The organism is Actinotalea fermentans, assembly GCF_007991475.1.
Classification (GTDB): domain Bacteria; phylum Actinomycetota; class Actinomycetes; order Actinomycetales; family Cellulomonadaceae; genus Actinotalea; species Actinotalea fermentans.
This window is the reverse complement of the sequence record NZ_BJYK01000005.1, coordinates 92,227-108,894: the sequence shown is the minus strand read 5'-3', so window position 1 is coordinate 108,894 and position 16,668 is coordinate 92,227. Positions and strand designations below refer to the sequence as shown.

15 protein-coding genes are annotated in these 16,668 nt (G+C 75.4%); 9 read left to right on the top strand and 6 right to left on the bottom strand.

Annotated features, from left to right (window positions below; translation table 11 throughout):
* The first annotated feature begins 107 nt into the window (after window positions 1-107).
* From AFE02nite_RS09565 to AFE02nite_RS09555, 3 genes are all read left to right on the top strand, one after another.
* Window positions 108-722 carry a CAP domain-containing protein gene (locus AFE02nite_RS09565; RefSeq protein WP_146819539.1) on the top strand — a complete coding sequence of 205 codons (615 nt, stop codon included), beginning with the start codon at window positions 108-110 and terminating at the stop codon, window positions 720-722.
* 145 nt (window positions 723-867) lie between these two features.
* Window positions 868-1,857, top strand: a complete 990-nt coding sequence (locus AFE02nite_RS09560; protein ID WP_034249839.1) for a TolB family protein — start codon at window positions 868-870, stop codon at window positions 1,855-1,857.
* Between the two features lie 127 nt (window positions 1,858-1,984).
* Complete coding sequence (locus AFE02nite_RS09555; protein ID WP_146819538.1) at window positions 1,985-3,937, top strand: ATP-dependent metallopeptidase FtsH/Yme1/Tma family protein; 1,953 nt, start codon at window positions 1,985-1,987, stop codon at window positions 3,935-3,937.
* 75 nt (window positions 3,938-4,012) lie between these two features.
* Here the strand turns inward: AFE02nite_RS09555 and AFE02nite_RS09550 are convergent, their stop codons facing one another.
* Window positions 4,013-4,531: a mycothiol transferase gene (locus tag AFE02nite_RS09550; protein ID WP_034249475.1), complete on the bottom strand. Its 519-nt coding sequence runs from the start codon at window positions 4,529-4,531 to the stop codon at window positions 4,013-4,015.
* Window positions 4,532-4,571: 40 nt separating this feature from the next.
* Window positions 4,572-5,642, bottom strand: a complete 1,071-nt coding sequence (locus AFE02nite_RS09545) for an ABC transporter ATP-binding protein (RefSeq protein WP_146819537.1) — start codon at window positions 5,640-5,642, stop codon at window positions 4,572-4,574.
* A gap of 236 nt (window positions 5,643-5,878) precedes the next feature.
* On the opposite strand from AFE02nite_RS09545, the gene AFE02nite_RS09540 reads away from it, so the two are divergent.
* The 3 genes from AFE02nite_RS09540 (at window position 5,879) to AFE02nite_RS09530 (ending at window position 8,387) form a co-directional block, all read left to right on the top strand.
* Window positions 5,879-6,574, top strand: coding sequence for an ABC transporter permease (locus AFE02nite_RS09540; RefSeq protein ID WP_034248760.1), 696 nt, complete (start codon window positions 5,879-5,881; stop codon window positions 6,572-6,574).
* Window positions 6,571-7,260: an ABC transporter permease gene (locus tag AFE02nite_RS09535; protein WP_034248763.1), complete on the top strand. Its 690-nt coding sequence runs from the start codon at window positions 6,571-6,573 to the stop codon at window positions 7,258-7,260. Before AFE02nite_RS09540 ends, AFE02nite_RS09535 begins: the two co-directional genes overlap by 4 nt.
* Window positions 7,261-7,361: 101 nt before the next feature.
* Entirely contained in the window at window positions 7,362-8,387 is a 1,026-nt protein-coding gene (locus tag AFE02nite_RS09530; protein WP_146819536.1) for a glycine betaine ABC transporter substrate-binding protein, read from the top strand.
* A 51-nt stretch (window positions 8,388-8,438) separates the two neighbouring features.
* On the opposite strand, the gene AFE02nite_RS09525 is transcribed toward AFE02nite_RS09530, so the two are convergent.
* From AFE02nite_RS09525 to AFE02nite_RS09515, 3 genes are all read right to left on the bottom strand, one after another.
* Entirely contained in the window at window positions 8,439-9,935 is a 1,497-nt protein-coding gene (locus AFE02nite_RS09525; RefSeq protein WP_186814518.1) for a dihydrolipoyl dehydrogenase family protein, read from the bottom strand.
* 130 nt (window positions 9,936-10,065) lie between these two features.
* Window positions 10,066-12,525, bottom strand: a complete 2,460-nt coding sequence (locus AFE02nite_RS17610; protein WP_222594377.1) for a hypothetical protein — start codon at window positions 12,523-12,525, stop codon at window positions 10,066-10,068.
* Window positions 12,526-12,864: 339 nt separating this feature from the next.
* Window positions 12,865-13,632 carry an endonuclease/exonuclease/phosphatase family protein gene (locus AFE02nite_RS09515; RefSeq protein ID WP_034245334.1) on the bottom strand — a complete coding sequence of 256 codons (768 nt, stop codon included), beginning with the start codon at window positions 13,630-13,632 and terminating at the stop codon, window positions 12,865-12,867.
* Window positions 13,633-13,718: 86 nt separating this feature from the next.
* Here AFE02nite_RS09515 and AFE02nite_RS09510 point away from each other — a divergent pair, with 86 nt between their 5' ends.
* From AFE02nite_RS09510 to AFE02nite_RS09500, 3 genes are all read left to right on the top strand, one after another.
* On the top strand, window positions 13,719-14,306 hold the full coding sequence (locus AFE02nite_RS09510; RefSeq protein WP_034245335.1) for a nucleotidyltransferase family protein: 588 nt from the start codon (window positions 13,719-13,721) through the stop codon (window positions 14,304-14,306).
* 34 nt (window positions 14,307-14,340) lie between these two features.
* Window positions 14,341-15,819 (top strand): AAA family ATPase, encoded by a 1,479-nt coding sequence (locus AFE02nite_RS09505; protein ID WP_034245336.1) that lies wholly within the window; start codon window positions 14,341-14,343, stop codon window positions 15,817-15,819.
* Between the two features lie 72 nt (window positions 15,820-15,891).
* Complete coding sequence (locus AFE02nite_RS09500; RefSeq protein WP_034245342.1) at window positions 15,892-16,092, top strand: DUF1918 domain-containing protein; 201 nt, start codon at window positions 15,892-15,894, stop codon at window positions 16,090-16,092.
* A 51-nt stretch (window positions 16,093-16,143) separates the two neighbouring features.
* Here the strand turns inward: AFE02nite_RS09500 and AFE02nite_RS09495 are convergent, their stop codons facing one another.
* Entirely contained in the window at window positions 16,144-16,596 is a 453-nt protein-coding gene (locus AFE02nite_RS09495) for an ATP-binding protein (protein ID WP_052113601.1), read from the bottom strand.
* Window positions 16,597-16,668 lie beyond the last annotated feature (72 nt).

Sequence of the window (16,668 nt, the reverse complement as noted above, 5' to 3'; positions counted from 1 at the left end):
TAAGCACGGGTTGGCGAGCCCGCGCGTCGGGGAATCCCCGGCAGCCGGCGCGCGCACCGGCCGCCGGGGATGCCTCGGCGGACGCGCCGCCCGGCTAGCGTCGACCCATGGCCCACCGCTCGCGCGTCGTCGTCGCGCTGCTCGGCTCGTTGGCGGTCGCGGCGTGCGCCGGGTGCTCGGTGGACGACGCGGTCGCGCCGGACGTCGTCACCCTCGCGCCGTCGCCCACGTCGACCCGCGGCGCCCCGCCGGCCCCGTCGGCCCCGTCGACGCCCACGCCCGAGCCGCCCGCGACCCCGTCGCCCACCGACGACGGCGCCCCCGCCGAGCTGCTGGCCGAGATCGAGGACCAGGTGTTCGCCCTGGCCAACGACGCGCGGGCGGCCGAAGGCCTGGCGCCGCTGACCCGGATGCCGGAGCTCGGCGCCGTCGCGCGCGGGTGGTCGCAGGCGCTCGCCGACGCCGGCGACGGCATCAGCCACAACCCCGACTACAGCCGGCAGATCCCGTCGGGCTGGTCCGTCTCGGGGGAGAACGTCGGCTGGATGGGCGAGACGCGCATCGTGCCGGCCGAGGACGTGGCGCGCGCGGTGCACCAGGGCTGGATGGACTCGCCGGGGCACCGCGAGAACCTGCTCACCCCGGAGTACACGCACCTGGGCGTCGGCGTCGCGTTCGGCGCCGAGGGGTACTACCTCACGCAGAACTTCGCCGCCTACTGAGCCGCCGGGCGCGCCCGTCAGGACTACGTTCGTGATCAAGGGGGCGGCGCGGCGAACAGCAGGGGAGCCGGCCTGCATGGCGGCGGCGGGACGCGGCAGCCGTGGCGGTCCCACCCACGGCCGCCGTGCGCAGGAAGGCGCAGCCATGGCTCCGCACGGGACCGTGACCCCGGACAAGGGTTCGGCTCAGGACGACATCTCCTTCAGCTCGTACACCGCCGACGTGACCGGCGATCTTGAGGACATCTCCCGCCTCACGCCCGCGACGGGCGCGGTGACGCGGGTCTCGCAGCAGGCCTCGCCCGAGGCGCTGAGCCATCGCGGCGGCCAGTGGTCGCCGGACCGGACGCGGCTCGTCGGCTGGGGGACGCCCAGCGGCTCCGCGTCCGGCAACGCCACCCGCATCTACGACGCCGTGAGCGGCGACGTCGCCGTGGAGCTGGGCTGGGGCGAGATGGAACCGACCTGGTTCGACGACCACACGCTGCTCGTGCTCCAGCGGTGCAGCGCCCGGCTCCCCGGGCAGCAGCGACGCGACGTCGTCGAGGTGGTCGCCGTCGACGTCGCCGCGTGGACCGTGCGGCAGGTCACCCAGCTCGGCCACGACCAGGTGGTCGGGGCCGTGCGCTGGCACCCGCGCTCGGGGCTCGCGCTCGACGTCGGTCCCGACGCGCCGCAGCCCTGGATGGGGCGCCGCGTCGCGGTCGTCCCGGCCGCCCGCGTGCGGCGCGCGGTGGCGGGGACGGCGGCGCCGGTGAGCAGGTCGGAGCTCCGGTACCCGTTCGGTGACACCCCGCTGGCCTCCCCGGACTGGTCGCCCGACGGCGCCCGCCTGGTGATGGTCCGGATGCCCGGCGAGGACAGCGGGTGGGTGGCGACCGACATCGTCGTCGGGAGCGTGCGCTCGGGTCGCGTGAGCGTGCTCGTGGACGGGTCCGGGCTCCACGACGGCGACCCGGCGCAGCCCTCCGGCTACGGGATGCCCGCGTGGTCGCCGGACGGCGCCTCGATCGCCTGGGTCGAGTACTTCCGCGACGCCTGGGCCGAGATCTGGGTGATGGACGCCTCGGGCGCGCGCAAGCATCAGGTGACCTCGTTCGGCCACACGGAGGTGGTCGTCAGCCTCGACTGGTGACGCGAGCCCGGGGCGACCTGGTTCCATGACCATCGCCGGGGGAATCCGGCCGGGAGTGGTTCGCGGGTGGTGCGCGGCAGGCATCACCCGCGCGTCGTCGGCCGGTCCGCTTGGGAGCACGCTCGTGGTGCCCGATAGCACCGGGGTGAGCCCGCGACCACTCCCCGCCACCGCCGCGCCCGCCCTCGACGCGCCGCCCCGTCCGCGCGCCGCCGCCGACGACGTCGCCCGGCCCGCGGCCGACCCCCAGCGGACGGCCGACGACGACGCGCCCGTCGCGCGCCCGCGGCCCGGCCGGGACCGGCGCCGGCGTCGCCGGCCCAGCACCCGGGCGTGGGTCGCCGCCGCGGTCGTGGCCGGGATCGTCGTCGTCGGGCTCGCGGTGCTGCTGGCCCAGCCCGCGCAGCCGGCGCCCGACGAGCTGACCCTCACGGAGGGCCTCGCCGTCATCGAGAGCGGCGGGGCCGACCAGGCGCGGATCGACGACCGCGCGGGCCGGCTCACGCTCGAGCTCACCGCCGGCGGCGAGGCGGAGGTGGCCTTCCCCCAGGAGTACGCGGACGAGCTCACCGCCGCGCTGCTGGACGCCGACGTCGACCTGGACGCCGAGCCGAGCGGCGCGTCCGCGGGCGACGTCGCGCTGCGGCTGCTGCCGGTCCTGGTCATCGTGGGCGTGCTGGTGTGGGTGGTCCGCCGGGTGAACCCGAACGCTGCCGCGGGTGCGCCGCGCCGGGCGCTGGCGGAGGGCGAGGTCCCCGAGGTGACGTTCGCCGACGTCGCCGGCGCCGACGAGGCCGTGGACCAGCTGCGCGAGATGGTGGAGTTCCTGCGCGACCCGGCGCGGTTCGAGGCCCTCGGGGCCACGCGGCCGCGCGGCGCGCTGCTCGTCGGCCCGCCCGGCACCGGCAAGACGCTGCTCGCACGCGCCGTCGCGGGCGAGGCCGAGGTGCCGTTCTTCGCGCTCGCGGGCTCGGACTTCGTCGAGACGTACGTGGGCGTGGGTGCGCGGCGGGTGCGGGACCTGTTCGCGCAGGCCCGCAAGGCCGAGCGGGCGATCATCTTCATCGACGAGGTCGACGCCGTCGGGCGCACGCGGACCAGCGGCGTGCAGCAGGGCGGCGACGGCGAGCGCGAGAACACGCTGATCTCGCTGCTCAACGAGATGGACGGGTTCGGCGGGTCGCGCGTCGTCGTGCTCGCGGCCACGAACCGGCCGGACACGCTCGACCCGGCCCTGACCCGCCCGGGCCGGCTCGACCGGCAGGTGCAGGTGCCCAACCCGGACCGCCGCGGGCGGACGCTCATCCTGCAGGTGCACGCCGCGGGCCGGCCGATGGGCGCCGACGTGGACCTGGTGAGCGTGGCGCGGCAGACCCCGGGGATGTCGGGTGCGGACCTTGCGCAGGTGGTCAACGAGTCCTGCATGGAGGCCGCCCGGCGCGGGCTCGCGGAGGTGGACGCCGACTGCTTCCAGGCGGCGATCGCGACCGTCGCGATGGGCCGGGCGCGCACGTCCGCCCTGGTCACCGACGAGGACCGGCGGATCACCGCCTGGCACGAGGCCGGGCACACCCTGGCCGCGGCCCTGCTGCCCGACGCCGACGACCCGGTCTCGGTGACGATCGTGCCGCGCGGCCCGGCCGGTGGCGCGACGTGGATGGCCGGCAACGACGACGTCTTCCTGCCGCGTCGCAAGGCGCTCGCGCAGCTCACCGTCGCCCTCGCCGGGCGGGCCGCCGAGGAGTACCTGCTCGACGGCGAGCACACGCAGGGCGCGGCCGGTGACCTGCAGGGTGCCACGCGGCTCGCGACGGCGATGGTCACCCAGTACGGCATGACGGACTTCGGCTACGCGCAGGTCGACGCCGACACGCTGCGGATGGGCGGTGCGCTCGCCGCCGCGGCCCACGCGCGCATCGACGCCCTGCTGCGCGACGCCCACACCGCCGCGACGGCGCTGCTCGCCGAGCACGCCCCCGCGCTCGAGGCGCTGGCCGCGGCGCTCCTGGCGGAGGAGACCCTGTCCGGCGCGCGCGTGACGGACATCGTGGCGGCGCACCCCGCGACGTCGGCGGCCTGATCCTCAAGTGGAGCGCGGTGGCGCCATCGTGCTCCACTTGAGCCGTTTCGCCGCCGCCGTGCTCCAGTTGAGCGGTCAGGGGGTCGCCGACCGGCGCAGGACGCCGCGGGCGTAGGCGGCCTGGCCGACGTGCTGGAGGTCGTCCGACAGGACGCTGACCAGGCGCACGCCGAGCGTGACCGGCGGGTCCCAGCGCGTGTCGACGACGCGGTCGAGGTCGCCGGCGCGCACCTGCCCCAGCAGCCCGAGCGTCCGCGCGTGCACGGCGTCGTGGTAGCCGAGCAGGAGGTCGGCGGGCACGGCGGCGAGGGCGTCGACGTCGGCACGGCTCTGGCCGTAGCCGGTCGCGGACGGGTCGAAGGACAGGGCGAGGCGGTCGGCCCAGCCGTCGGCCGTCCACACCTGCTGGGTGCCGAACGCGTCCGCGACGTGGTCGTCCTGGACGCGGGTCAGGTGCCACACGAGCCAGGCGATCGAGTTCGCGCCCGGGTCCACGCGCGCGCCCAGGAGGGCCGGGTCGAGGCCGTCGAGCACGCGGTGCACCTCCTCGTGCACGCGCCCGTACGCGTCGGTGAGCAGCTCGGCCACGTCCATCTCGTCCTCCTCGGGGTCGGTCGGCCGCGTGCCGCGGACGTCAGTCGTCGCTCGCCGCGGCGACGGCGCGGCGCAGCGCCCGCAGCAACCCGGCCTCGGTGAGCGTCCCGACGGCCCGGCCCGCGCCGTCGTGCACGGGGACCGCGCCGTCGCCGCTGGCGACGAGCGCCGCCAAGGCCGCGTCGAGCCGGTCACCCAGCGCCAGGGGCGCCAGGGGTGGCTGGGCGGGTGCGGGCCCGACGGCGGAACCGGCGCGCGACGCCGCCGGGACGGGCGCGCCGTCGTGCGCGACGCCGTCGTCGGCTGCCAGGTCCTCCGCCAGGTCCTCCGCGGCGAGCTCGGTGATGGGCAGCAGCCGCGCCGTCCGGCCCGCGCCGATGAAGTCGGTGACCATGCCGGGCGCGGGCCGCGCGAGGAGCGTGACGGCGTCGGCCACCTGCTCGACGTGCCCGCCCTTGCTCATGACGACGACCCGGTCACCGAGCTTCACGGCCTCGTCGACGTCGTGCGTCACGAAGATCACCGTGGTGCCCACGCGGCGCTGGATGCGCCAGAACTCCTCCTGCAGGCGGCGGCGCCCGATCGGGTCGACGGCCCCGAACGGCTCGTCCATGAGGAGCACGGGCGGGTCGGCGGCCAGCGCCCGCGCGACGCCGACGCGTTGACGCTCGCCGCCGGAGAGCTGGTGCGGGTAGCGCCGCGCGTAGGTCGCGGGCTCCAGCCCGACCAGGTCCAGCAGCTCGGCCGTGCGCTCGCGGGTGCGCTCGCGCGACCAGCCCAGCAGCGACGGGACGGTGCCGACGTTCTGCGCGACGGTCCGGTGCGGGAACAGCCCCACGTGCTGGATGACGTACCCGATCCGGCGGCGCAGCGCGACGGGGTCGGTGCGCGCCACGTCGTCGCCCTCGACGAGCACGCGGCCGGAGGTGAGCTCGACCAGGCGGTTCACCATGCGCAGCGTCGTGGACTTGCCGCAGCCCGACGGCCCCACCAGGACCATCAGCTCGTGCCTGCGCACGGTCAGGTCGAGGCCCTCGACGGCGACGGCGCCGCCGGGGTAGACGATCCGGGCGCCCTCGAACGCGATGACGTCGTCCGTGGGTGCGCCCATGCCCGCGACGCTACCGGTGCCCGCCGACGCCCGTCCTGCTGCGCGTCCAGGCGCACGCTCGACCTCCGGCGAGGTCGAGGCTTTCGCGCGAGGTCGAGGGTGGTGACGCTCGACCTCGGGCGAGACGCTCGACCTCGGGCATGGGGACGGCGAGGGGGCGGAGGGGGAGGCCGGCCGGGAGGCCGGAGCGGGGGACGGCGTCGGGGGTGGCGGGTAGCGTGCCGGGGGTGGAGGTCATGGGGGTCGCCGCGCGCGGCGCGCTGTCCGCCGACGCCGCGCCCAACCCGTGGTTCTCCTGGGACTACGTGCAGGCCAACTGGGGCGACATCACGGAGGCGCTCGGCCAGCACGTCGGGCTGACCCTCCAGGCGATCCTCGTCGCGACGGCGATCGCCCTGCCCCTGGCCCTGCTCGCGCACGCGCGGCCGCGGCTGGTCGGCCCGGTGCTGGGACTGTCGGGCGTCCTGTACACGATCCCGTCGCTGGCCCTGTTCGCGCTGCTCAACCCCATCCTTCGGGATCGGCGTGAGTCGGTGCTGATCGGGCTGGTGATGTACGCGCTGCTCGTGCTCGTGCGCAACATCCTCGTGGGGCTCCAGGGCGTGGACCCCGCGGTCGTCGACGCCGCGCGCGGGCTCGGCTTCGGGCGGCTGCGGCTCCTGTTCACCGTGCAGCTCCCCGGCGCCCTGCCGGCCATCGTCACGGGCCTGCGGCTGGCGACGGTGACGACGATCGCCCTGGTGACCATCGGCGTCGTCATCGGGTACGGCGGGCTGGGGCAGCTGATGTACCGCGGGTTCAACTCGCAGTACCGGGCCGAGGTCGTCACGGCGACCGTGCTCACGCTCGCGCTCGCCCTGCTCGCCGACGTCGTGCTGTGGCTGGCCGGGCGCCTCGCCGCACCCTGGGCGCGCGCCGGGGGCGGGCGATGAGCGACGACGACGTCCTGCAGCTGGCGCTGCTCTGGCTCAACGACCCCCTGAACTGGCAGGGCTCCGAGGGCGTGCCCGCGCTCGTCGTCGAGCACCTGGGCATGTCGCTGGCGGCCGTGCTGCTCGCGGCGGCCGTCGCGCTGCCGCTCGGCGTCTGGCTCGGGCACCGCGACCGCGGCGGCACGGCGACGGTCGTCGCGACGAACACCTCGCGCGCGCTGCCCACGCTCGCGCTCCTGTACATCTTCGCGATGACGGGCCTCGGCTTCGGCAACCGGCCGACGGTCGTCGCGGCGGCCCTGTTCGCGGTCCCGCCGATCCTGGCGAACGCGTTCACCGGGATCCGTGAGGTGGACCCCGCCGCGCGCGACGCCGCCCGCGGGATGGGGATGTCGGGGGCGCGGGCGCTGCTGTCGGTCGAGCTGCCGCTGGCCCTGCCGCTCATCGGGGCCGGCCTGCGGACGGCCGCGGTGCAGGTGGTCGCGACGGTGCCGCTGGCGGCGCTCGTCGGGGGCGGGGGGCTGGGCACGATCATCGTCAGCGGGTTCGCGAACCGCCGGTTCGGCGAGGTGGTCGCGGGCGCCGTGCTCGTGGCGGGGCTGTGCCTGCTCGCGGAGCTCGTCCTGGCGATCGGCCAGCGGGTGCTCACCCCGCGGCCGATGCGTGTGCGGGCACGGGTCGGCTGACCTCGCCCGGCCGCCCCGGGAATCGCGTGTCGGGGCGGGTTGTTACGGTTGATCGCAATTGCCCGCCCGCGCGACCGGGGAAGCAACCAGCTGGGGGTCCGATGACGCTGCGACACACGTTCCTGGGAGTGGCCGGTGCGGCCCTCCTGCTGCTGACCGCGGGCTGCGGTGAGGCCGGCTCGTCGGGCGGGGGGTCCTCGGCGCCCGAGACGAGCGAGGCCGCCGCCGGTGGCGAGACCCTGGCCGCGTGCGCGCCGGTGGCGGACGACGCCCTGGTGGTGCTCGAGGACGACCTCGGCCTGCAGACCGTCGACAACGTGGTGCCCGCGGTGAACGCCGCCGCGGCCGAGGCGTCGCCCGGTCTGATCGAGGTCCTCGACGCCGTGTCCGCGACCCTCGACACCCCGACGCTCATCGAGCTCAACCGCGCCGTCGACGTCGACCGCCGCACGTCCAGCGAGGTGGCCGCCGAGTTCGTCGCCGAGCAGGGGCTCGACCAGCAGGAGGCGGTCGGCGGCGGCGCGTCCGTGCTGGTCGGTGCGGCGAACTTCTCCGAGAGCGCGACGCTCGCCGAGATCTACGCGGCCGCGCTCGACGCGGCCGGGTTCGACGCGAGCACCCAGACGATCGGCAACCGCGAGACCTACGAGCCGGCCCTCGAGCTCGGCGACCTCACCGTGGTGCCGGAGTACGCCGGCACGCTGACCGAGTTCCTCAACAAGAAGGTCAACGGCGCCGACGCCGAGGCGGTCGCGAGCTCGGACCTCGACGCGACGATGGCCGCGCTGGCGCCGCTCGGCGAGCAGGTCGGTCTCGTGTTCGGCCAGCCGGCCGCCGCCCAGGACCAGAACGCCTTCGCCGTCACCGTCGCGTTCGCCGAGGAGAACGGCGTCTCGACGCTGAGCGAGCTCGCCGAGACCTGCGGTGACATCGCGCTCGGCGGCCCGCCGGAGTGCCCCGACCGGCCCTTCTGCCAGCCGGGCCTGGAGAACCTCTACGGCCTCCAGATCGGCGAGTTCACCTCGCTCGACGCCGGCGGCCCGCTCACCAAGGCGGCGCTGCAGCAGGGCCAGATCGCGCTCGGCCTGGTCTTCTCCTCCGACGCCGCGCTCAGCAGCGCGGGCTGAGGCCGGCGAGCCGCTGACCGGGCGGTCGCGCCAGCACGGGCGCCCGCCCGGTCACAGGCCGTAGGCCTCCAGGAGGCGCAGCCAGATCTCGCTGCGCGTCGGGTAGGCGGGGACCGCGTGCCACAGCCGCCCCAACGGCACCTGCCCGACGACGGCGATGGTCGCCGCGTGCAGCAGCTCCGCCACCTCGGGCCCCACGAACGTCGCGCCCACGATCACCCGGCGCGCCTCGTCGACCACGATGCGCGCCGCGCCGCCGTCGTCGTGCGGGCCGGTGCCGAAGACCGTGGTGCCGCCGACGGACGAGAACGGGACGTCGACCGCGCGCACGTGCAGGCCGGCCGCGCGCGCGGCGTCCTCGGTCAGGCCGACGGCGGCCACCTCGGGGCGCGTGAAGACGACCTGCGGCATCGCCGCGTGGTCCGCCAGCGCGCGCAGCGGTGACCAGCCGTCGTCGCCGTCGGCGTCGACCGGGCCGTCGCCCGCGCGCGGGCCGAACCGCGCGGCCACCGCGTCCCCGGTGACCCGGGCGTCGTACTTGCCCTGGTGGGTGGTGTTCGTTCGCCCGGTCACGTCCCCCGCGGCCCAGAGCCAGCCGCCGTCGACAGCGCTGACGCAGCCGGCGTCGTCGACCGCGAGCGGGGCGCCGGGCTCCAGGCCGACGGTCTCCAGCCCGAGGTCGCCGGTCTGCGGCCGACGGCCCGTCGCCACGAGCAGCCGCTCCACGTCCAGCGCGGCGCCGTCGGCGAGCTCCAGGTGCGCGCCGCCGGCGTCGGTCCGGGCGGCCCTGGCGAGCCGGGCGCCGAGGCGCACGTCGACGCCCATGGCGGCCAGCGAGGCGGCGACGGCCTCGCCCGCGAACGGCTCGAAGGCCGGCAGCAGGCGGTCGCCGCGCACCAGGAGCGTGACGCGCGCGCCCAGGTCGGCGAAGGCCGTGGCCATCTCGGTCGCGACCACCCCGCCGCCGACGATCGCGAGCGACGCGGGGACGTCGCGGACCGCCGTCGCCTCGCGGCTGGTCCACGCCTCGACGTCGCCGAGCCCCGGCACGTCCGGGAGCACGGGGGTGCTGCCCGTGGCGACCACCACCGCGTGCCGCGCCTCGAGGACCACGGGTGCGCCGTCGTCGGCGGTGACCGCGACGCGGCGCGGCCCGGCCAGGCGACCGCGCCCGCGCACGAGCCGGATCCCGACGCCGTCCAGCCACTCGACCTGGGAGTCGTCGTCCCAGCCGTGCACGATGGCGTCCCGGCTCGCCAGCGTCGCGGCGACGTCCACGCCCCCGGTCACCGCACCGGCCGCGCCGGCGACGGCGCGGGCCTGCGCGAGCACGGCGCCCGGCCGCAGCAGCGCCTTGGACGGCATGCACGCCCAGTAGGAGCACTCGCCGCCGACCAGGTGCTCCTCGACGATGGCGACGCTCAGGCCGGTCCGGCCGGCGCGGTCGGCGACGTTCTCCCCGACCGCCCCGGCGCCGAGGACGACGACGTCGACCGTGAGGGTGGTGGGCTCGGACGTGGTGGGCTCGGGAGTGGTGGTCTCGGTCACGGCGGGGCTCCTCCGGCGCGGGGTGGGACCCGGCCCATGATCCGTCGCGATCGCCGCGGGCGGAACCCCCGACGACGCCGGGCCCCGGAGGACGGTCGTCCTCCGGGGCCCGGATCGGTCGGCGGGCCGGCTACTTGATCGCGCCGCCCGCGTAGGTCAGCGCGGCGCCGGTCGGCGCCGTGTTGCCCGTGAACGTCAGCGCCGTCGAGCCCGGGGCAAGGTAGCCGGAGCGGGCGTTGCCGAGCACCGAGCCGCTGACCGACAGGGCGCCGCCGCCGTTGGAGACGACGTAGTCGCCGCCGAGCAGCCGCGAGCCGGTCACCGTGACGTTGCGGTTGCCGCCGTTCGCGTTCTGCAGCATGAGCGCGACGTTCTTGCCGGCGGCGTAGGTGCCGAGGTCGACGACGGTGTTCTGCAGGCTCAGGCCGTCGACGCCGCGGGCGATGACGCCCTCGTACGAGCCGCCGGAGCTCACGACCGGGTTGTGGATCCACGAGTCCTTGATGACGACGCCGGACGCGGGCCCGCTGTCGGAGACCACGAGGACGCCGTCCTTGCCGGAGACGCCGAACACGTCGACCCGGGTCAGGCGTGCGCTCGCCGTGCCCGACAGGGCGACGGACCCGAACTCGGAGTCCTCGACGACGACGTTGTCGCCCTTGAAGACGGCCTCGCCGGTCACCCGGACGTTGCGCAGGGTCAGGTTCGAGCCCGCGAACGTGACGTTCCCCGTGATGACCTTGTTCGAGATGGTCGTGTTCGCGGTGCTCACCCAGCCACCGCTCATGGCCGTCAGCGTGGCGCCGGTCACGACGCCGGTGTTCGCGGCCGTCGGCGTCGCCGGCGTCGTGGGCGTGGGCGTCGGGGTGGGCGTGGGCGTGGGCGTCGGCGTCGGCGTCGGGGTCGGCGTGGGCGTCGGCGTCGGGGTCGGCGTCGGGTTCGTCGTCGTGACGATCGTGGTGCCGTTGCAGGCCAGCGCCTGCCCGCTCGTGTCGGTGTTGCCGGTGAAGACGACGGGCACGGGCGACGTCGGGAAGAGGATGCCCCAGTTGCCGAGACCGAACGTCGTGCCGGTCATCTGCACGTTGCTGGCGAACGTGTAGAGCACGTAGCCGCCGCCGGTGAGCCGCGAGTCCTTGACGGTGACGTTCTTGTTGCCGCCGTTGGCGTTCTCGAGGAACAGCGCCGCGTTGTACTGCGACTTCCACGTGCCGAGCTCGATGAGCGTGCGCTCGAGGGTGAGGCCGTCGACCCCGCGCACCTGCATGCCGTCGTAGTGCGACTCCGGCAGCACCTGCGGGTTGTGGATCCACGTGTCGCGGATGGCGATGTTGCGCACGGCGCCGGTGTCGGCGGTGATGTGGATGCCGTCCTTGCCGGTCGAGCCGAAGACGTCGACGCGGGCGACGGTGACGTTCTCGGTACCCGAGAACGAGAGGGCGCCGAACTCGGAGTCCTCGATGACGACGTTGTCGCCCCGGAAGATCGCCTCGCCCGTCACGCGGACGTTGCGCAGCGTGAGGTTCGAGCCGGTGAACAGGACGTTCCCGGTGATCACCTTGTTGGCGATGGTGCCGGTGGTCCCCACGGTGCCGCCCGACATCGTCGCGAGCGTGGCGCCGCTGACGACGCCGGTGGTCGCCGCCGTCGGCAGGCCGGTGGGCGTGGGCGTCGGGGTCGGGGTGGGCGTCGGCGTGGGCGTCGGCGTCGGCGTCGGGGTCGGGGTGGGCGTGGGCGTGGGCGTCGGCGTCGGGGTGGGCGTCGGAGTGGGCGTCGGAGCCGCGGTGCCGGACTCGACGATCGTCCCGCCCGAGTAGGCGAGGGCCGCGCCGGTCGCGCTGACGTTGCCCGAGAAGGTGGTGATGCCGCCCGAGCCCGGGTACAGGTAGCCGTAGTTGCCGCGGCCCAGCTGGGTGCCGGAGAACTGGACGTTGCTGGCGAAGGTGTAGAGCGTGTAGCCGCCGCCCGAGAGCCAGGAGTCCTTGACGGTGATGTTCCGGTTCCCGCCGTTCGCGTTCTCGAGGAACAGGGCGCTGTTGTGCTGCGGCACGTACGCGCTGCCCGGCTCGACGAGCGTGCGCTCGAGCGTCAGGCCGTCGACGCCGCGCACCTGGATGCCGTCGTAGTGCGAGCTGGCCGTGACCTTGGCGCCGTGGATCCACGAGTCGCGGATGACCACGTTCTGCACGGGCCCGGAGTCGGACGTGATGTGCAGGCCGTCCTGGCCGGTGTTGCCGAAGACCTCGACGCGGCTGGCCTGGACGCCGGCGGTGCCGGAGAGGGCCCACGAGCCGAACTCGGAGTCCTCGATCACGACGTTGTCGCCGGTGAACAGCACGTGCCCGGTCACCCGGACGTTGCGCACGGTGAGGTTGGAACCGGCGAACGTGACGTCCCCGGTGATGACCTTGTTGGCGATGGTGGTGCCACCGGTCGAGACCCAGCCGCCGCTCATCGCGGTCAGCGTGGCGCCGGCGGCGACGCCGGTGGTGGTGGCGTCGGGCTTGGTCGCGGCCTCGGCGGCGGTGGTCGGCACCGCCACGAGGCCGGTCAGGAGGAGTGCCAGGGCACCCCACGTACGGATCCGCATCATTGTCCCCTTACGGCTGCCGAGGGCTCGGCTGCCGCAGGGTCTTCCGGCGCTTCGATCTTGACCCTGAACGGGACCTACGTCACACCGCCGGTGCTGGGCAGGTGATTTCGCCGGGAGCAGCCGAGGAATTGGGACCTACGTCCCGGCGATGGCGTGTTCGCGCTCACATCGGCGTCGACGGCGCGGTTCTGGCGCGACACGCGACGCGCTGACGCGCATCGGGCGCGATCGCCTTGCCCGTTCACACTCGCGCCGTCCCAGGTCAGGGCGGACCGCATCGTTGCGGCGCCACCCGCGCGCGGTGTCCCGCTGGGCGCGGTCACCCGCCGGGCGCGGTCACCCCCGGGGGGTGATGTCGACGAACAGCGCGCGGTGGTCCGACAGGCCGGTGTCGCGCGCCTCGCCGGGCCCCAGGGCGACCACGTCGCCGTCGGCCAGGATGTGGTCCAGCTGCCGGCGGGGCGCGTCCGCGGGGAAGGTCTCCGCCGTCGCCAGCGCGCGCCAGCCGGTGAGCCGCTCGGGCAGGTGCCCGCGCAGGTTCAGGTCACCCATGAGCGCGACGGGGCGGTCGTGGTCGGCCAGCGACGCGACGAGCCGCCGCAGCTGCACGGCGTTCCAGCCGGGCACGAACGTCAGGTGGGTCGCGACGACGGCGAGCCGCCCGTCAGGCCCCTCGACGTCGGCGGCGAGCGCCGCGCGCGGCTCGTCGTGCACGAGGGTCGGCGGCCCGCCCCGCCGGAACGAGACGGGCACCGGGCCGGGCAGGGCGGCGAGCGTGCGCGTGTGCCAGCCCACCACCGGGTAGCGGCTGACCAGGGCGATGCCGTACGCCGCGGTGTCGGGCTGCAGCTCGCCCGTCGCTGCGGTCCACACCCCGGGCGTGCCGGCCAGCGTCGCGACGAAGCGGTGGTGCTCGGCACCAAGAGCCTCGGCGGCCACCGCCGTGAGGTCCGCGCCGTGCGAGCGGGGCTGGTCGCGGTCCACCTCCTGCAGCGCGAGGACGTCCGCGTCCAGCGCCGCGACCGCCGCGGCGAACCGGTCCAGGTCCACCTCGCCGTCGACCGGGGACCGGCCGTGCAGGATGTTGAAGGTCGCCAGGCGCATCCCCTCGAGTCTCGCGCCGGCCCGCGGCCCGCGCACCCCGGCCCGCCCGACGCGCGGAGCCGCCTCGCCTCGTGTACACACCATCCATGACCACCACCGACGCGCGCGCCGCCCTGCACGACGGCCTGCGGCTCGCCGCCGTCGCGCTCGCCGAGGCGGACATCCCGTACGCGCTCTGCGGGGGGTACGCGGCCTGGGCGCGCGGGGCGCCCGAGCCGGACCACGACGCCGACTTCGTCATCCGCGAGCAGGACATCGAGGTCGCGCGGCGCGCCATCGCCGACGCCGGCCTCGACGTCCACCAGCCCGCGGAGAACTGGCTGTTCAAGGCGTTCCACAAGGGCGCCCTCGTGGACGTCCTGTTCCGGATGTGCGGCGAGCCCGTCGACGCCGGGCTGTTCGAGCGCGCCGACACCCTCGAGGTGCTCGCGGTGCGGATGCCCGTCCTGAGCGCCACGGACGTCCTCACCGGCCAGCTGAGCGTCCTCGCGGAGCACTACTGCGACATGGGGCACCTGCTGCCCATCGCGCGGGCGCTGCGCGAGCAGATCGACTGGGCCTACGTCCGGCGGGCGGTCGAGGCGAACCCGTACGCCCGGGCGTTCCTCTTCCTCACCGACGAGCTCGGCGTCACGGCCCCGTCGGCCGCCACGCCGCCGGCCCCTGGGACCTAGATCATCGCCATCGGGCTGCTGCTACCTTCCCGCCATGCCCCCGACGCGCGGCGACCTCGCCGCGATCCTGCGCAGCCGCGTCCCGCTCGTGGTCCTCGAGACGCGCGACGAGGCGCGCGCCGTCGCCGAGGTGCTCCAGGCCGCCCGCGCCGTCAACCCGCCCCTGCCGGTCTTCGAGTGGGCCGCGACGCGCGGGCTCAAGCGGATCGACGTGGACCTCGGCGCCCCGCAGGCCTTCAACGCACCTCCCGAGAAGGTCCTGACGTTCCTGCTCGACGCGATGCCGGGCGTCTACGTCATGCTCGACCTGCACCCGTACCTGACCGAGCCGACGCTCGTCCGGGTGATCAAGGACATCTGCCTCGGCTACGACGCCAACCCGCGCACGCTCGTCCTGGTCAGCAACGAGGTCGAGCTCCCCGAGGAGCTGTCCTACCTCGCGGCGCGGGTGCAGCTGGCCTACCCGGACGTCGCGGAGCGTCGCGCGATCGTCGACGAGGTCGCGCGCGAGTGGGTCGCGCAGACCGGGACGGCGGTGCGGGCGGACGAGGCGTCGGTGGCCATGCTCGTGGAGAACCTCGCCGGGCTGGCGGTGACCGACGTGCGCCGGCTCGCCCGGACGGCCATCTTCCACGACGGCGCCGTGACGCCGGCGGACGTGCCGCTCGTCGCCAAGGCCAAGTACGAGCTGCTGGACCGCGGCGGCGTGCTGACCTTCGAGTACGACCCGGCCGGCGTCGACGACCTGGCGGGCATGAGCCGCGTCAAGGAGTGGCTGGACATCCGCCGGGCGGCGTTCGACGGCTCGGCCCCCGAGCTCGACCCGCCGCGCGGCATCCTCCTGCTCGGCGTCCAGGGCTGCGGCAAGAGCCTCGCGGCCAAGGTGGCGTCGAAGGTCCTCGGCGTGCCGCTGCTGCGGATGGACCTGGCGGCCGTGCACGACAAGTACGTCGGGGAGTCCGAGCGGCGGCTGCGCGAGAGCCTCGCGACGGCCGAGGTGATGTCTCCCTGCGTGGTCTGGATCGACGAGATCGAGAAGGGCCTGGCGACCTCCGACGGCGACGCCGGGTCGTCCCAGCGGGTGCTCGGCACGTTCCTCACCTGGCTCGCGGAGCGCGACGGGCGCGTGTTCGTCGTCGCGACGGCGAACGACATCTCGCGGCTGCCGCCCGAGCTCATCCGCAAGGGCCGGTTCGACGAGACGTTCTTCGTCGACCTGCCGACGCCCGAGGTCCGCGCCCAGGTGTTCCGGATCCACGCCGGCTCCCGCGGCATCGCCCTCGACGATGCCGCGGTGCACGCGCTCGCGCTCGCCACCGAGGGCTTCTCGGGCGCGGAGATCGAGCAGGTCGTCGTCTCGGCGGCCTACGCCGCGCACGCCGACGGCGGCACCGTCACCGCGCAGCACCTCCTGCGCGAGGTCAGCGCGACGCGGCCCTTGTCGGTCGTCATGGCCGAGCAGGTCGAGGCGCTGCGCCAGTGGGCGAGGGCCCGGACGGTCCCGGCCGACTGACCTGCCCCTGTCGCGTCCGCCGTCCGGCGGAGCATGATGGACGGGAGGTCGGCGGTCCCGCTGGAGGGTGCCATGAGAGCGTCGGTGGGCGACGAGGTCGTCGTCGAGTCGGGTCACGTCGCCGGAGCCGTCCGGCGCGGCACGGTGGTCGAGGTGCACCACCCGGACGGGACGCCACCGTTCCTGGTCGAGTGGGCCGAGAGCGGTGAGCGGACCCTCGTCTTCCCCGGGCCCGACACGCGGATCGTCCCGGCGGAGCGCCCGGCGCCCTGAGGCCGGCCGCGTAGGCGCCGGTCAGAGGTGCCCGTCAGGGCGCCGTGCCGATCAGAGCGCGATGACCACCCGCACGACGGTCCCGCGACGGCCGTCGGCGCCGTCCCCGGCGGGGAGCACCTCGAGGTCGTCCGCGAGCTGCCGGGCGATCCACAGCCCGCGCCCGCGCTCGGAGTCGGCGTGCGGCCGGGCCATGCCCATCTCCTGCCCCGCGGCGGACTCCGCGAGCGAACCCGCGTCCGACACCTCGACGACGAGCGCGTCGGCCTCCAGCCAGCCGCGCAGCGTCCCGCGCCCGCCGCCGTGGTCGACGCTGTTGGCCGCCAGCTCGTTGACGGCGACGGTCAGCTCGTCGATGCGGCGACGGGGCAACCTGGCCTCCTCGCCCAGGGCGGCGACCACGCGCCGGACCCGGCGCAGCTCGCCGCCGGCGAACGCGAGCTCGACAGCGGGGCTCGCCGGGCGCATCGCCCGGCCCGCCCGCACCACCCGCACGCTCTGCACCCGCCGCTCCCTCCGGTCCGCGTCGGACCACGGTAACCGCGGCGCACCGCGCCCGCGCGTCCAGGCGCGGGC

Excerpts from the sequence above, each read along its gene's own strand:
- AFE02nite_RS09565 (WP_146819539.1), top strand. The coding sequence starts at position 108 with ATGGCCCACCGCTCGCGCGTCGTCGTCGCGCTGCTCGGCTCGTTGGCG.
- AFE02nite_RS09560 (WP_034249839.1), top strand. The coding sequence starts at position 868 with ATGGCTCCGCACGGGACCGTGACCCCGGACAAGGGTTCGGCTCAGGAC.
- AFE02nite_RS09550 (WP_034249475.1), bottom strand. The coding sequence starts at position 4,531 with ATGGACGTGGCCGAGCTGCTCACCGACGCGTACGGGCGCGTGCACGAG.
- AFE02nite_RS09545 (WP_146819537.1), bottom strand. The coding sequence starts at position 5,642 with ATGGGCGCACCCACGGACGACGTCATCGCGTTCGAGGGCGCCCGGATC.
- AFE02nite_RS09540 (WP_034248760.1), top strand. The coding sequence starts at position 5,879 with ATGGGGGTCGCCGCGCGCGGCGCGCTGTCCGCCGACGCCGCGCCCAAC.
- AFE02nite_RS09535 (WP_034248763.1), top strand. The coding sequence starts at position 6,571 with ATGAGCGACGACGACGTCCTGCAGCTGGCGCTGCTCTGGCTCAACGAC.
- AFE02nite_RS09530 (WP_146819536.1), top strand. The coding sequence starts at position 7,362 with ATGACGCTGCGACACACGTTCCTGGGAGTGGCCGGTGCGGCCCTCCTG.
- AFE02nite_RS17610 (WP_222594377.1), bottom strand. The coding sequence starts at position 12,525 with ATGCGGATCCGTACGTGGGGTGCCCTGGCACTCCTCCTGACCGGCCTC.
- AFE02nite_RS09515 (WP_034245334.1), bottom strand. The coding sequence starts at position 13,632 with ATGCGCCTGGCGACCTTCAACATCCTGCACGGCCGGTCCCCGGTCGAC.
- AFE02nite_RS09510 (WP_034245335.1), top strand. The coding sequence starts at position 13,719 with ATGACCACCACCGACGCGCGCGCCGCCCTGCACGACGGCCTGCGGCTC.
- AFE02nite_RS09505 (WP_034245336.1), top strand. The coding sequence starts at position 14,341 with ATGCCCCCGACGCGCGGCGACCTCGCCGCGATCCTGCGCAGCCGCGTC.
- AFE02nite_RS09500 (WP_034245342.1), top strand. The coding sequence starts at position 15,892 with ATGAGAGCGTCGGTGGGCGACGAGGTCGTCGTCGAGTCGGGTCACGTC.